Origin of the sequence: Aquiflexum sp., from assembly GCF_041751335.1 — a bacterium.
Classification (GTDB): Bacteria; Bacteroidota; Bacteroidia; order Cytophagales; family Cyclobacteriaceae; genus Aquiflexum.
In genome coordinates this window covers 1-15024 of sequence record NZ_JBGSXS010000180.1, presented here as the reverse complement: position 1 = coordinate 15024, position 15024 = coordinate 1, and the positions used below count along the sequence as shown (strand labels likewise).

General features: G+C 39.1%; 14 protein-coding genes. 11 read left to right on the top strand and 3 right to left on the bottom strand.

Annotated features, from left to right (window positions below):
- Together ACEW8U_RS10025 and ctlX are read left to right on the top strand one after the other, a co-directional pair.
- A partial coding sequence (locus tag ACEW8U_RS10025) for a hypothetical protein (RefSeq protein WP_373521903.1) occupies positions 1-654 on the top strand: 654 nt, incomplete at its 5' end.
- A 27-nt stretch (positions 655-681) separates the two neighbouring features.
- Positions 682-1617 (top strand): citrulline utilization hydrolase CtlX, encoded by a 936-nt coding sequence (gene ctlX / locus ACEW8U_RS10020; protein ID WP_373521902.1) that lies wholly within the window; start codon positions 682-684, stop codon positions 1615-1617.
- Here the strand turns inward: ctlX and ACEW8U_RS10015 are convergent.
- Both ACEW8U_RS10015 and purB read right to left on the bottom strand, forming a co-directional pair.
- Positions 1609-3171 (bottom strand): SulP family inorganic anion transporter, encoded by a 1563-nt coding sequence (locus ACEW8U_RS10015; RefSeq protein ID WP_373521901.1) that lies wholly within the window; start codon positions 3169-3171, stop codon positions 1609-1611. The genes ctlX and ACEW8U_RS10015 overlap by 9 nt on opposite strands.
- Positions 3172-3291: 120 nt before the next feature.
- Positions 3292-4641, bottom strand: a complete 1350-nt coding sequence (purB, locus tag ACEW8U_RS10010; protein WP_373521904.1) for an adenylosuccinate lyase — start codon at positions 4639-4641, stop codon at positions 3292-3294.
- Positions 4642-4882: 241 nt separating this feature from the next.
- Here purB and ACEW8U_RS10005 point away from each other — a divergent pair, with 241 nt between their 5' ends.
- The 9 genes from ACEW8U_RS10005 to ACEW8U_RS09965 all read left to right on the top strand — a co-directional run bounded on the left by ACEW8U_RS10005 (position 4883) and on the right by ACEW8U_RS09965 (position 14732).
- Entirely contained in the window at positions 4883-5986 is a 1104-nt protein-coding gene (locus ACEW8U_RS10005; protein ID WP_373521900.1) for a 2Fe-2S iron-sulfur cluster-binding protein, read from the top strand.
- A 6-nt stretch (positions 5987-5992) separates the two neighbouring features.
- Positions 5993-6484, top strand: coding sequence for a hypothetical protein (locus tag ACEW8U_RS10000; RefSeq protein ID WP_373521899.1), 492 nt, complete (start codon positions 5993-5995; stop codon positions 6482-6484).
- A gap of 469 nt (positions 6485-6953) precedes the next feature.
- Positions 6954-8312, top strand: a complete 1359-nt coding sequence (locus ACEW8U_RS09995) for an alanine/glycine:cation symporter family protein (RefSeq protein ID WP_373521898.1) — start codon at positions 6954-6956, stop codon at positions 8310-8312.
- A 231-nt stretch (positions 8313-8543) separates the two neighbouring features.
- Positions 8544-9644, top strand: coding sequence for a glycerate kinase (locus ACEW8U_RS09990; RefSeq protein WP_373521897.1), 1101 nt, complete (start codon positions 8544-8546; stop codon positions 9642-9644).
- A 193-nt stretch (positions 9645-9837) separates the two neighbouring features.
- The gene (locus ACEW8U_RS09985) at positions 9838-11688 is read left to right on the top strand and encodes a CBS domain-containing protein (protein ID WP_373521896.1); all 1851 of its coding nucleotides are present in this window, start codon (positions 9838-9840) and stop codon (positions 11686-11688) included.
- A gap of 4 nt (positions 11689-11692) precedes the next feature.
- The gene (locus tag ACEW8U_RS09980) at positions 11693-12889 is read left to right on the top strand and encodes a succinylglutamate desuccinylase/aspartoacylase family protein (protein ID WP_373521895.1); all 1197 of its coding nucleotides are present in this window, start codon (positions 11693-11695) and stop codon (positions 12887-12889) included.
- A gap of 396 nt (positions 12890-13285) precedes the next feature.
- Positions 13286-14104, top strand: coding sequence for a KilA-N domain-containing protein (locus ACEW8U_RS09975; protein ID WP_373521894.1), 819 nt, complete (start codon positions 13286-13288; stop codon positions 14102-14104).
- Positions 14105-14156: 52 nt separating this feature from the next.
- Entirely contained in the window at positions 14157-14348 is a 192-nt protein-coding gene (locus ACEW8U_RS09970) for a type II toxin-antitoxin system HigA family antitoxin (protein ID WP_373521893.1), read from the top strand.
- A gap of 39 nt (positions 14349-14387) precedes the next feature.
- Complete coding sequence (locus tag ACEW8U_RS09965) at positions 14388-14732, top strand: hypothetical protein (RefSeq protein ID WP_373521892.1); 345 nt, start codon at positions 14388-14390, stop codon at positions 14730-14732.
- A 22-nt stretch (positions 14733-14754) separates the two neighbouring features.
- Here ACEW8U_RS09965 and ACEW8U_RS09960 read toward each other — a convergent pair.
- Positions 14755-15024, bottom strand: a 270-nt coding sequence (locus tag ACEW8U_RS09960; protein ID WP_373521891.1) for an acyl-CoA dehydrogenase C-terminal domain-containing protein, incomplete at its 5' end; no start/stop codon positions are given.

Genomic DNA, 15024 nt, shown 5'->3' with positions numbered 1-15024 from the left:
ATTGATACTTTGGGAAAAGACAAAGGGAGTATTAAACTCAAAGGAGTTAAGAATAGAGATTGGGAAGACATAGCAGTAGGACCGGGACCTGATCCAAAGTTGCAATATGTATATGTAGGTGAGATAGGGGACAATAATGCTGTTTATAAGAGCATTAGAATTTTCAGATTTTCTGAACCGAAGTCTTTGAAAGAGGAAATGGAAGTTGAACCTGAAGTTTTAAAGCTCACCTATCCTGAGGGGGCTAGGGATGCTGAGACCTTGATGGTAGACCCTATTTCAAAAGATATTTTTATAGTTTCCAAACGCGACTCTGTCAATATACTTTATAGGGCACCACAATCCGCTTTTTCAAAAAAAGAATTTGAACTTGAAAAGATAATGGAACTTCCTTTTACCATGTCAGTGGCAGGGGATATATCTAAAGATGGAAAGCAGATCCTGATCAAAAACTATTTTACAGTTTTTTATTGGGAAAGGAAAGCAGGTGAAACTGTACCTGATGCATTAAAACGCAATCCCGTGATTTTACCATACAAACCTGAACCCCAAGGAGAGGCCATTGCCTTTCATCCAAATGGAGAAAGCTATTTTACTTTGAGCGAAACAAGGTTTAAAATAAAACCAGTTCTGTATCGGTATAATAAAAAATAGGTAAATTCGGCATTCATAAATACGACTATGCCAACTCAAACGACCTCAAATATATTAATGGTTCGCCCTGCAAATTTTGGGTTTAACCCCGAAACTGCTTCAAATAATTTTTACCAGCAACAAGATAAAAGAGGTCCACAGGAAATCAATAAACTTGCCCAGAAGGAATTTGATGGGTTTATTGGTTTGCTGGTGGAAAAGGGAGTAAATGTACTGTTGGTTGAAGACACAGTTGAACCAAAGAAAACTGATGCTATTTTTCCGAACAATTGGTTCAGTACCCATGAAGATGGAAAAGTGATTTTGTATCCCATGTTTTCTCCAAACCGCAGGCAGGAAAGAAGAACAGACATCTTCGAAATCCTGATGAAGAAGGGTTATAAAATCAGTGATATTATTGACCTGACTTTTTTTGAAAATGACGAGCAGTTTTTGGAAGGAACAGGAAGCCTGATCTTGGATAGAATAAATAATGTAGTTTATGCCTGTAGGTCTTTGAGGACCCATCTTGTGCCGTTGGCATATTTTGGTAGGATAATGGAATATGAAGTTGTTGACTTTGATGCCAATCAGGTGGTCAATGGCTTGGTCTCACCCATATACCATACCAATGTCATGATGCATATTGGATCTGAAATTGCCGTGGTATGTCTTGATAGCATCACGCTTGCCTCGGAAAAACTCAAGGTTCAGGAATATTTGGAAAAAACAGGCAAAAAGATGATTCCGATTACAGCTAAGCAAAAGTTTCAGTTTGCGGGTAATATGCTTGAAGTGAAAAATTCAGAAGGAGGAAAACTGACAGTCATGTCTGAGGCAGCCTACCAATCACTTGGTCAGGTTCAGATCCAAACTATCCAACGTTATACAGATATTGCAGTCCCAAGTATCCCTACCATAGAAAAGTTAGGTGGGGGAAGTGCAAGGTGCATGATGGCTGAAATATTTCTTCCATTAGTGTAAGTTGCCGGAAGTAACCGATTTGATTTTTATTGTATCTACTTCTATACCTTTTTCCTTGGCAGCAATTTTGAAATTGGCAATTACCTCTAGTACATCGTAGTCTATTACTTTTGAGTTAGATCCATCTATGATCACATGCCTTCCAGGCGCAATGTCATCCAAAGCTTTAATTAAAGCGCCTTTGTTCAGAAAACTCACTTCTTCAGAAAGCACGATATGGATAGTATTGGATTCGTTCTCAGGTTTATCTTCAAAGAAATGAGAATTCTGGAAATTCCTCATTAAGATGTAAACGATGGCAACACCCATCCCTATTCCAATCCCAATCAAAAGATCAAATATCACAATACCCAAAATGGTAGTGACAAATGGTAAAAACTGATCCATTCCCAATCTTGCCTGGGATTTGAATAAAGAGAATTTGGCCAATTTATATCCGATCAAAAGCAGAATTGCTGCTAAACAAGCTAATGGAATGAGGTTTAATAGTCCTGGTATCAGAAGAACACTTGATAGTAACAAAATCCCATGGAATACTGAGGATGTTTTGGTTCTGGCACCTGATGTAATATTAGCAGAGGTCCTCACAATAACTGCGGTCACCGGTAAGCCACCTATCAGGCCATTAATAATATTTCCGGCTCCTTGGGCAAAAAGCTCCCTATTTGGTGGAGATACCCTTTTGAAGGGATCCAATTTATCTCCTGCCTCAAGGCTTAGAAGGGTTTCCAAGCTGGCAATAATGGCAATGGTAAAAGCCACAAGCCAAACATCAGGATTGGTTAAAGCAGAGAATTGAGGAAAAGTCAACTGACCGATCAGATGGCCAAAGGATTCAATTTCCGGTAATATTACTTTGCCTGATGCATCGATGTAAAGATTTGGAATAAAGAATTTAAAAATTTTATTGATCAAAACCCCAACAATAACTACAACCAAAGGCCCAGGGATGAATTTGGTGAATTTTTGTTTTTTTATAAATGGGCGATCCCACAATAACAATATCCCCAAGGATACCAAAGTGATGATGATGGCACCGAATTGAAATTCATTGGACAAATTCCCCAAATCCATAACAGCACTCCAGTCATTGACAAAAGGTATATATTTTTCAAGGTTTGCGGTCTCATTTACTCCAAAAGCATAGGGAATCTGTTTGATGATCAAAATCACGCCAATACCCGCTAGCATTCCTTTGATGACCGAGGTAGGGAAATAATAACCAATGACACCAGCTTTCATCCAACCTAGGATTAATTGTAAAATTCCGGCTAGCACGACTGCAGTTAAGAAAATGTCGAAAGCCCCAAGATCGGAAATGGCATTCAGGACAATCACGGTCAATCCGGCAGCTGGTCCGGATACGGCAGTATGAGAACCGGAAAGAGAACCAATCACAATTCCGCCAACCACTCCGGCAATAATTCCCGAAAATAAGGGTGCCCCTGAAGACAAAGCTATTCCCAAACACAGTGGGAGCGCTACCAAGAACACCACTAGTCCCGCAGGTAAATCACTTCCAAAGTGAGAAAAAATTCTTTTTTGGCTATCCATTTTTTTGTGCTGGTTTTTTTTGGGTATTTCTAAATCCGCCTAGGCGGACAAGTTAATATCAAGGCAATTTTTAAATTCTCCTTCGCAAAAATACTCCTTTCTAAATAGGGTCATTGCCATCTATAAAAATAATCCCAAATAATTGAAAGGGGTTATATTTTTTAGCTCATCTTTTATTCTATCAGAGACATTGAGTCCCTCAATAAAAGTCAATAAGGATTTTTCCGTAATTTTTTCATTTGTTCGGGTAAGTTCCTTAAGCGCTTCATAAGGTTTGGGATACCCCTCCCTTCTCAATATAGTCTGTATTGCCTCAGCGACTACGGCCCAATTCTCTTCAAGATCTGCTGTGATTGCTGACATATTCAATTCCAGTTTCCCTAATCCTTTCAACAAGGATTCGAAGGATATCAGCATGTGTGCTAAAGGAACTCCTATAATTCTCAAAACCGTAGAGTCGGTCAAATCCCGCTGAAGCCGGCTTATAGGCAGTTTGGCAGACAAATGTTCCAATAAAGCATTGGCAATACCAAGGTTACCCTCAGCATTTTCGAAGTCAATGGGATTGACTTTGTGGGGCATCGCGGAAGATCCTATTTCCCCTTCCTTGATTTTTTGCTTGAAATAATTCATGGCCACATATTGCCAGATATCTTTAGACAAATCAAGTAAAATAGTGTTAATTCTTTTCAAACCATCAAAACTTGCTGCTATATTATCATAATGCTCAATCTGTGTAGTTGGGTAACTTCTTTCCAACCCAAGATAATCTCCTACAAATTTTAAAGCAAAGCTGTTCCAGTCAATTTCAGGATAGGCAACATGGTGGGCATTCATATTTCCTGTTGCGCCTCCGAACTTTGCAGAGTAGGGAACTTGGTCAAGCAATTCCAATTGTTTTTCCAAACGGATAACAAAAACCTGGAATTCTTTTCCTAAGCGGGTAGGAGAAGCTGGCTGACCATGGGTTTTGGCCAGCATGGGTATGTCTTTCCATTCAGCTACTCGTTCTTTAAGTTTTTCAATTATGGTTTTCAAAATGGGAAGAATAGTGTTTTCCAATCCATCTTTCAACATCAAAGGTGTGGCCGTATTGTTGATGTCCTGAGAGGTCAGACCAAAATGAATGAATTCTTTAAACTCCTGAAGTCCCAATTCATCAAACTTTTCTTTTAGAAAGTATTCAATAGCCTTCACATCATGGTTTGTGACTTTTTCAGTTTCTTTGATCTGAAGGGCATCTTCCAGTGTGAAATTCAAGACCAAATTCCGCAAGGAGGGGAATAGTTTTTTGTCGAAATGCTTAAGCTGTGGCAAAGGGATATCACAAAGGGCAATAAAATACTCCACTTCTACATGGACCCTGTATTTGATCAGTGCAAACTCAGAAAAGTATGCTCTTAATGGAGCAGTTTTATTTCCATACCTGCCATCTACAGAACTTACGGCAGTCAGGTTGTCAAGATTCATCATTATTAATTTTTGATTTGGTCCACAAAGTTAATTTTTAAGGTGAAAATACCTGTTAACCTTTTCGAATAAGTTTGTATTTATAAAAGGGTTCACATTTTTCTGAGGAAAAACAAACCAGTTTAAGAAATATTTGTTGTTAACTATGAGAATTATCATCTGTTGAGCATATAAATTAAAAATAGCAGATTAATTTTGAGACTTGGTTATTGTTAAAACAACGTGTAAAGGTAAAGTTGGAATGTTTAATTTATTTAAGAAGAAAAAAGAAGAAAAGCATAGGGGTGACCAGTACTTATCTTTGAAAGTCAGAGAGATTGTAAAGGAAACTTCGGATACAGTATCAGTTTTTTTTGAGCAGCCCGAGCCTTTTTTGGAGTACAAGCCAGGGCAATATCTTACAGTCATCTTAGATTTGGGTGGCAAAGAGGTTAGAAGATCATATAGCCTTTGTACTTCCCCTTTTGTAGATCCTCATCCCGGAATTTCGGTCAAAAGAGTCGAAGGGGGATTGGTTTCCAACTACTTCAATGATCAACTGAGACCGGGAAAGACCATTGAGATCATGAAACCATTGGGACATTTTACCACTGATTTCCATTCCAAAAACAAAAGACATTTTGTAATGATCGCAGGGGGTAGCGGCATCACACCTATCATGGGTATAGCCAAATCCGCCCTGATCAATGAACCTGAATCAAAGGTTACCATCTTGTATTGTAGCAGGTCAGAAGATCAGATTATATTTAAGAATCAACTGGAAAAACTTCAGGATCAATACGCCTCAAGATTCAGGGTCGTTCATAATCTGAGTCAACCAACTTCTTCATGGACAGGCCTGAAGGGTAGGTTGGATTCCAATAAAGTAAAAGATACGCTGACAAATATCCTTGCCTCAGATACAAACCCACTATATTTTGTTTGTGGTCCGGAAGGGATGATGGAAACTGCCATTCAAGCCCTTGAATCTATGGGGATGCCAAAAGAACTGATCCTAAAAGAGAGTTTTTTCACGGATATAGATGCCAAAGAGGCCACCCTAAAAGCATCAGGGAAATTGTCACCTGAACTCACCCGTGAAATTGAGGTTATAGTCAACGGTGAAAGCCATCGTTTTGAAGTTCCTGCCGGAAAGACCATTCTTGAAGCCGGTTTGGATTTGGATGTTGATATGCCATATAGTTGCCAAAGTGGACTTTGTACATCATGTCGAGGAAAACTGATCTCAGGCAAAGTTGATATGATAGAGGATGCAGGATTGAGCGAAAGTGAAATTGCTGAAGGATATATTCTTTGTTGTTCTTCTAAGCCTGCGAGTTCGGATATAAAAATCATCATTGAATAAGGGATTTTGAAAGATAAAAATATCAAACAGATATATGAATCCTTGGAGCGGAATGTGCTGATTTTGATAGCCATTCCGATTCCTTTTTTTGCGGTAGCCTATCTGAATTCCCAAAACAAGACTTTTTCAATAAACCTTCCTGAAGTTCCGCCATTTTGGGATTCCTTCGGCTTAGGTTTGGGTGTTTCAATCCTCGTTGTGCATTATTTCAATTTTCAGGCAGCTATCAAGCGCATCCAAAATGGCAGCTATGATCTGGAAACCAAGGTAAGTTTATATGCTCAGGCAACATTGCTCAGATTCTACCTGCTTTTTGCTACGACTTTGATTTGCGCGACAGGCTTATTATTTTTCGATAACAAGGGATATACCATTGCTTTTGCAGTCACCCTGCTATTCTTCTCATTAGGAAAACCCACTCCGGATAGAATAGTGAAATTATTGAAATTGAATGGGGAAGAGAAAGAAAAGGTGCTGGAGTTGAAGAGGAGGGGGTAGTTCAGTAGGCAGTAGCAGTAGGCAGTTTGGTAAACTACAACCTTTGAGGTCTTTTTTGGACCTCGAAGGTTTTTTGCTTAGGTAGAAGGTCAATATATGGGTAGGCAGTTTTCAGTAGGTCGTATTCAGTTTACAGTAGGCAGTCGCAGTAGGTAGTCGCAGTATTCAGTAGTCAGTCTCAGTTTATAGTTAGCAGTTTGTGGTCTTATGAATTCAATGTTTAGTTGCTTTTAGCAATAGTAGATGGTAACTTTTTGGTACTTGGTACTTGGTACATCATATTTCGTACAGTACTTCATCCACCATCTCAAAATCTCACTCCTTCCCAAATCTATAACTTTATCCTTTATCCTTCATCCTTCACCCTTCATTCTTTCTCCATGTTACGCCTTTTCGCTTCCCAGCTTCTCTTCCTCTTGTATTTCCCAAAAAATGCCCTTAATATGCTGATTCATTTTCAATCGAAATAATGGGAGATTTTATTATAAACTTCAGTAACTGGATTTGGGATACTCCAATGCTTATCTTATTGATGGGGGGTGGATTTTTATTGTTTGTCTATTCTGGTTTTCTGCCTTTTAGGCATTTGGGGCATGCTATCAAGGTTGTTCAGGGCAAATATGATGAAACCAATATTCCCGGTCAGATATCTTCCCGACAGGCACTTTCAGCTGCGATTGCGGCCACTGTAGGTTTGGGCAACATCAGTGGGGTAGCCATAGCGATCAATATGGGTGGTCCCGGTGCCATATTTTGGATGTGGATGTCTGCTTTTGTTGGGATGGCTACCAAATATTTTTCCTGTAGTCTTGCCATCATGTACAGGGGAATGGACAGTTCCGGTGAAATTCAGGGTGGCCCCATGTATGTGATAGAAGAGGGGATGGGCAAAAAGTGGAAACCGCTTGCAGTACTTTTTTCCGTCGCTGGTATTTTGGGGCTCTTATCTATTTTTCAGGCCAATCAATTGACAGCCGTCTTGAGATCGGTATTGTTGATTCCAAATGGTTTGGATAATGGGGAAAGTACCAAGTGGGTTTTGGGAATTTCCATGATGATCATCGTGGCCATTGTCATATTGGGTGGGATCAAAAGAATTGCGGCAGTGGCCTCTAAATTGGTTCCATTTATGGTGATACTTTATTTTGTTACCGTAATGATTATTATGTTCCAATATATTGGCAATGTGCCGGCCATGTTATGGCTGATCGTAGAAGATGCCTTTACGGGCAATGCCGTCATGGGAGGCGCTGTAGGTGCAGTGATCGTGATCGGAGCAAGAAGAGCAGCTTTTTCCAATGAGGCAGGAATAGGAACGGCACCCATGGTCCATGGAGCTTCCAAAAACAACGAGCCTGTCAGAGAAGGCTTGATAGCCATGTTGGGTCCTTTTATAGATACCATTGTGGTGTGTACCTTGACCGCATTGGTCATTTTGTTGACTGGTGTATGGGAAAGCACCGAAAATGACGGGGTGAGATTAACTTTGTCTGCATTTGAAATGGCACTTCCTGGATTTGGGAAATACCTGTTGATGGTGGCGGTTTTGGTATTTGCCCTATCCACCATGTTTACCTATTCCTACTATGGCCATAAATGTTTCAATTACCTATTTGGAGCAGATAAAGCCAATTATTACAATTATTTCTATTTGGTTACCATCGTAGCAGGGGCGGTAGCTTCATTGGAAGTGGTTGTAAGTTTTATAGATGGGATGTATGCCATTATGGCCATTCCAACCATGATCTCCACCATCTATCTTGCACCAAAAGTAAAGGCAGCAACGAAGGTGTACTTTGAGAAGCTTAAAGCGGAAGAGAAGAAGTAGGGAAATTGGAAGATTTGAAAATTGGAAAATTAAAAGATTGGGGACAAGTTGATCGAAAGCCCTAATCTTTACCTGAGGCGAACCTTCGAGGTCAAAAAAGACCTTAAAGGTTACACTACTCTCGGCTCTTGGTTCCCGGATACTCGGGGCAGGCTTTGGTTCTTGTTTCTAACATCTCGCTTCTCGTCTCTCGCTTCTCAAATCTCACGTCTCTCATCTCAAATCTAAACCATGAACTACCTTATAGCACCAAACGCTTTCAAAGGCACAATCGAAGCAGATGAGGCTGCGGCAATCATCTCGGATACAATATCCAAGAAATTTCCAGAAGCCAATATAGAACAATGCCCCATAGCAGATGGGGGAGATGGGACCTGTTTTTTGTTGGGAAAGGAACTGATACTGCCACAGGTTGATCTTTATACCTTGGACCCGTTGGGAAGGTCTGTTTCTGGTTTTTACTTTTTGGATAAAACCAACAAAACAGCCTACTTGGATGTATCCACAGTGTCTGGGATCAAGTATTTAAAGGAATATGAAAAAAATCCCTGGACAGCCAGTACCTACGGCACAGGTGAATTGATCCGAAATGCCATATCGAATGGAGCAAAGCATATAGTACTTGGATTAGGGGGAAGTGCTACGGTTGACCTTGGGATTGGGATCTTAAATGGGCTGGGATATTTATTTTTGGATGAAAAGGGTAGGGAAATGCCGATTTTTTCTGATGTGCTTTTTAAAAATCTCCGACATATTCAAAGTCCTGTCCAAAGACAGGACATCAAGATTACTTGCCTTTGTGATGTAAACAATTATTTTTTTGGAGAGGAAGGAGCAATTCCTGTTTTCGGCCCGCAGAAAGGGTTGGATTTGAATGACTTTAAGGAATTTCAAAAAAGCTGCTCAAATGTTTTGGATTTACTTTCCACAAAATCAGGTAAGGAAATTAATGACCAACCTGGTTTTGGTGCAGCAGGGGGAATAGCATTTGGACTTTCATTCTTTTTTCCTGTAGACATTCAGATGGGAGCCCAATGGTTTTTTGAAAAAGCGGGAATCGAAGAAAAAGTAAAGCGATCAGATACCATCATAACAGGTGAGGGAAAGTACGACAGCCAATCAGCAGGAGGAAAAGGAAGCTATGAATTGCTTCAAATTGCAAAAAAACATGGTAAAAATATCGTGTTGATCACTTCGGGGAAAGGTGGAAATGATGCTGGATTTGATGAGATCTTGATATTACCTGATTTGGATTTTGATCAAGCGGATTTTCAGGAAAATGCCAGAAAAAACTTGGTTAAATGTGTAGAAGCATGGGTGGAGTCTTTTTAGTTTTGATAGGGATATTATTGATACTAACCTCAATTTTTGCTGATTTTGCAGGATAAGCCCAACCTTCCATCAATTAGAGATGACAGATGCTGGAAGCCTGAGAAAAGATAACTTTTTTAATGACTTCAATCATATTCTATGGGTAGGGAATTGGCTAACTTGAGGAAATCAAAAAGACCTGATTTCAAATCATATGGGTAGCCTCAATGTTATCATATTAAAAAGTAAAAAAGATAAGTCTGAATATTTTCATATGCTGATTGAGGATATAAAGGCCTTGGAAGAAATGCTCCAACAGGGTTTGATAGAGAAATCACCCATTCGGATAGGGGCAGAGCAGGAATTTTTTATTGTCACCAATGAATTTTTACCAAATAACAATGCCCTCGAGCTCTTGAAGGAGATCAATGACGAACACTTTACAACCGAAATTGGAAATTTTAATCTGGAAATAAATCTTGACCCAATAGAACTCAAGGGTGATTGTTTTAGTCAAATGCATAGGCAACTTTCCAACCTACTCGATAAGGCAAAGTCCGAAGCAGCTAAACTGGATTCAAAAATAATCCTGACAGGAATACTCCCGACACTCTCCCAAAATCATATTACCGTTGAAAATATGACACCGGTACAGCGATATCTTGTCTTGAATGAAGTCACAAAGGATCTGAGGGCACAGGATTTTAATATCCATATTCGGGGCGTTGATGAGCTTACTATCCTGCAGGACTCTGTTATGCTTGAAGGTTGCAATACCAGTTTTCAGATGCATCTTCAGATTGATCCGGTTGAATTTACTGAAAGTTACAATTGGTCTCAGGCAATAGCAGGTCCCATCCTAGGTATTTGTAGCAATTCTCCACTATTATTTGGCAAAGAATTGTGGAGTGAATCCAGAATTGCATTGTTTACCCAATCAGTGGATATTCGAACAAGTACCTATTTATTGAATGAGTCGCAACCAAGGGTAAATTTTGATTCCGGTTGGCAAACCGGTGAAGTGATAGATATTTTTAAAGATAATGTGGCGAGGTTTAAAAGCTTGGTGACATGTGAAACACTGGAAGATAGCATGGATATTATGAACCAAGGAGAAATTCCAAAACTCCGTGCACTCAACCTACATAATGGGACTGTATACAGGTGGAACAGGGCATGTTATGGGGTAGGGGGTGGAAAGCCCCATCTTAGGATTGAAAACAGGTATATTCCTGCAGGCCCTACACAGATTGACCAAATTGCCAATATGGCTTTATGGATAGGTGTGATGAAAGGCAGGCCAGAAAAGTATGATAGGATTCATGAAAAAATGGTTTTTAAAGATGCCAAATCCAATTTCTACCATGCTGCGAGATATGGTATGGGTGCTCAGTTCAAATGGGAGGGGAATGATATCTCCAGCCAAAAACTCATTTTGGAGGTATTTCTTCCCATTGCCTATGATGGATTAAGAAAATCTGGAGTATCTGAAAATGATATCACCACCTACCTTTCAATCATTGAAAAAAGGGTAGGTTCCCATTGCGGGGCTGATTGGATGATCAAAAGTTATCGAAACCTGTTGACCACCAAAAAAAGGAATGAATCCTTACAGGTGTTGGCAGCGAATATTTTTCTAAACCAGGAAAAGGACATACCCGTGTCTAATTGGGAAATATTGGAATCAAGCGCGACTACAACCTTCAATATTAAAAAGAAGGTGCACCATATCATGAATACGGATATTTTCTCTGTGGAAGAAAAGGACAGCTTGGAGCTTGTGCTGTACATTATGAAATGGAAGAATATCCATCATATGCCCGTGATTAGAGGGGACAAAGAACTGGTGGGAATTCTTTCATGGAAGGATTTAGTTCCCTATTTTGACAGAAAAGAAATCAAGTCAATAGCAGTTGAAATGCTGATGAAAAAAGATGTCATTACCATTTCTCAGGATAAAAGTGTGGATGAAGCAAAAGAATTGATGAAGTTTCATCACTTCAATTCCCTCCCTGTAGTAAAGGAAAAAAAATTAGTAGGTATAGTAACCATGAAAGACGTTTGATTTTATGGTTATGGTCTACAGCAAAGCCCTAAAAGAAAAGCTAGAAATAGGTAGGGTAATCGGGAAAATTGATACAGGTAGGCCGGGTCCTACTTTGGTTTTTTTTGCAGGGATTCATGGAAATGAGGTTGCAGGGGTTTTTGCTTTTGAGAAAGTCTTTGCTGACCTAGAAAAAATAAAGGATAAAATCCATGGGAAAATTTATGGTATTAGTGGTAACCTCAAAGCACTTGCTAATAACGAGCGCTATATCAAAGAGGATCTCAATAGACTGTGGACCAAATCAAATATCAAAAAGATAGTAACAAAAGAGACTCCTACTGAAGAGGAGGAAGAATTGGTCGACTTGTTGGGGATATTAAAGGAGATTTTAAAAGATGATTCAGGTCCCTTCTATTTTATAGACCTGCATACGACCTCAAGCAAAACCATTCCATTTATCACCATAAATGATGCCCTGATCAACAGAAAGTTTTCCGTCCTATTTCCAGTCCCGATTATTTTGGGGATTGAGGAGTTTATGGATGGACCATTGCTGAGTTACGTCAATCAATTGGGATATGTGGCCATTGGATTTGAATCAGGGCAACATGATGAGGAAGCTGCCATAACCAATAATATTGCCTTTATTTTTCTGTGCTTGGTATTTGCGAGATTGATCAAGAAGAAATCACTAACAGAATTTGAAAGTTATTTCAACCAACTGGAAAATGCTTCAGGCAAAGTATCCGAGATTTTTGAAATCATCTATATTCACCGGATCCAAAATGGGGAGCAATTTAATATGGTGCCATGCTTTGAGAGTTTTCAAACCATCAAAAAAAGCACCCCTTTGGCAATCAGCGATAGTCTTCCCATAGTATCTCAGTACGCAGCTAGGCTTTTTATGCCCTTATACCAAAAGCAGGGCAGTGATGGTTTTTTTCTGATCCGTAGTATTACTAATATCGCCCTTAGGCTGTCATCTTTTCTCAGAAAAATCAGATTTGACAACCTTCTGGTTTTCCTTCCTGGAATCAAGTGGGAAAACAAGGAAAAAGAAATCTTAAGGGTAGACCTGAATATAGCAAAGTACTTTACGGGGCCTCTTTTCCACTTGCTGGGCTACCGCATCCGGGTCATGGATGAAAACTACCTCAGGCTCTACAACCGTGAACATGCCGCAAAAACTGATATGTATAGGGGAGAGAAGTGGTATTGATTGGAGGGGGATAAAACAATGATGAAGTGGGCTAAGAATCAGATTTTTTCCAAAATCCTAAAATTTGTATTCTGAGCATAAATCAAAATAGATAGCGACCGTATGTAGCAGCTAGGTACTCCCCAGGTTTGATCACCTGCGGGAGTTTTGTTTTTTTTAAAGGCTAGTTGATTGGGTGAGAACATTGAGAATCAAAGCGTGGGAATTGGTTTTGGAAATGGGGGAAATAGCTTAGATTTGATCAGGATGGAGAAAAAATCGAGTTTGTTTTCATATATGAGAATGAGAAGTTTAGTGCAATTTCGATTTTAATTATACCGAATTCGGGGTAATTAGAATAGAAGTCGAATTCATTTCCATTACCAGTAGATAACCATACATTTTATACTGACAACCATGGCTAAAAAAAAGAATATAACTGTTCAGGGAACAGATATTACCATTTTTCAATATAAGGATGGAGAATACATTTCATTAACTGATATGCTGAGAGCTAAAGATGGGGACTTTTTTATATCTGATTGGCTTAGAAATAGAAATACGGTTGAATTTTTAGGTATTTGGGAATCTGTTTACAATCCGACTTTTAATTATGGCGAATTCGCCATAATTAAAAGTCAAGCAGGATTGAACAGCTATAAAATATCTGTAAAGGAATGGGTTGAAAAAACAGGTGCAGTTGGCTTAAAAGCCACAGCAGGAAGATATGGAGGAACATATGCACACGCAGACATTGCGTTTGAATTTGGTATGTGGATTAGTGCGGAATTCAAAGTGTATTTGATAAAGGAATTCAAAAGATTAAAGGAGGATGAAAACAATCGTCTAAAAATCGAATGGAACTTCCAAAGAACCTTGGCCAAAGTAAATTACCATATCCATACAGATGCCATCAAAGAAAATCTGATTCCTGCTGAAATCAGCAAAAAACAGGCTTCTTTTATCTATGCCAATGAAGCTGATGTGCTCAATGTGGCTCTTTTTGGGAAAACCGCTAAACAATGGCGAGATGAAAACTCGGACCAAAAGGGTAATATCCGGGATTATGCCACTATTGAGCAATTGGTAGTCTTGTCCAATATGGAAAGCACCAATGCTTTATTGATTCATCAGGGATTGGAGCAAATTGAGAGATTGATCCAACTCAACCAAATGGCTATCACGCAAATGAAATCGTTGTTGAGCCATAAGCAAACTGTGAAGAAATTGAAATAAATACTTTGCTTCAGTACTGTTCCTAAAAAATAGATGCTAATACAATTTGACAATGGATATAAGACCAATTAAAACAAAAGAAGATTACAAGGCCGCCATAATCAGGATTGAAGAACTATGGGTAGCTAAAAAAGATACACCAGAAGGAGATGAATTTGACCTTTTGGTAACATTAGTTGAGTCTTATGAAATGAAACATTTTCCAATTGCTCCTCCGGACCCGATTGATTCGAGTAAAGTTTAGTATAATTAGTTCATATAAATGACATCAAAATTAGACATATTGAAACAGTTTAAACTTCGTTTCGGAAATGGTGTTCATTCTGAATTGAGCACTTTAAAATTTTGCCAGAATAAAAAAGAATGTTTTTTGGAAGTTGGATTTGGGTTTTTCAATCCGGAAAGGAAAGAACTGAAAATGGATTTCATTTCAGGTGAACAGATTTTAGTAGATGGCAGGGAAGTTCTTTTGAATTACTTTAGACCTGAGAAGGACATTGTGGACAATGCTGGCAATTTTTTGGATTTTGATGATTATTCTATGATCAATTGTTTTGATGAATTATTGACATCAAGTGCTATTGAAAGGATTGCCAATGAATATAGCAGGGCAAAAGCGAATATATGATTTTATATAGAATCAATTTTCCTCAAAACCATTCCCCCCTCATCTCCACAGTCACCATATCATCCGACACCAACCTTTTACCAAGACCATCCATTTTGACCAGTTCATATTCAAAGAAGTAGCGCATGCACATGATTTTGCCATGGTAGAAATCTTTTTCCGGGGAACCTTTGGACAAGTTTTGGTGAGCTATTAGACCCTGATGAAGCCATTGCCAGGCAATGGTCAGGATACTGAGATATTCCAAATATAAAGTTGCATCTGCAAGGAATTCTTCGGGATTTTTTCCTGC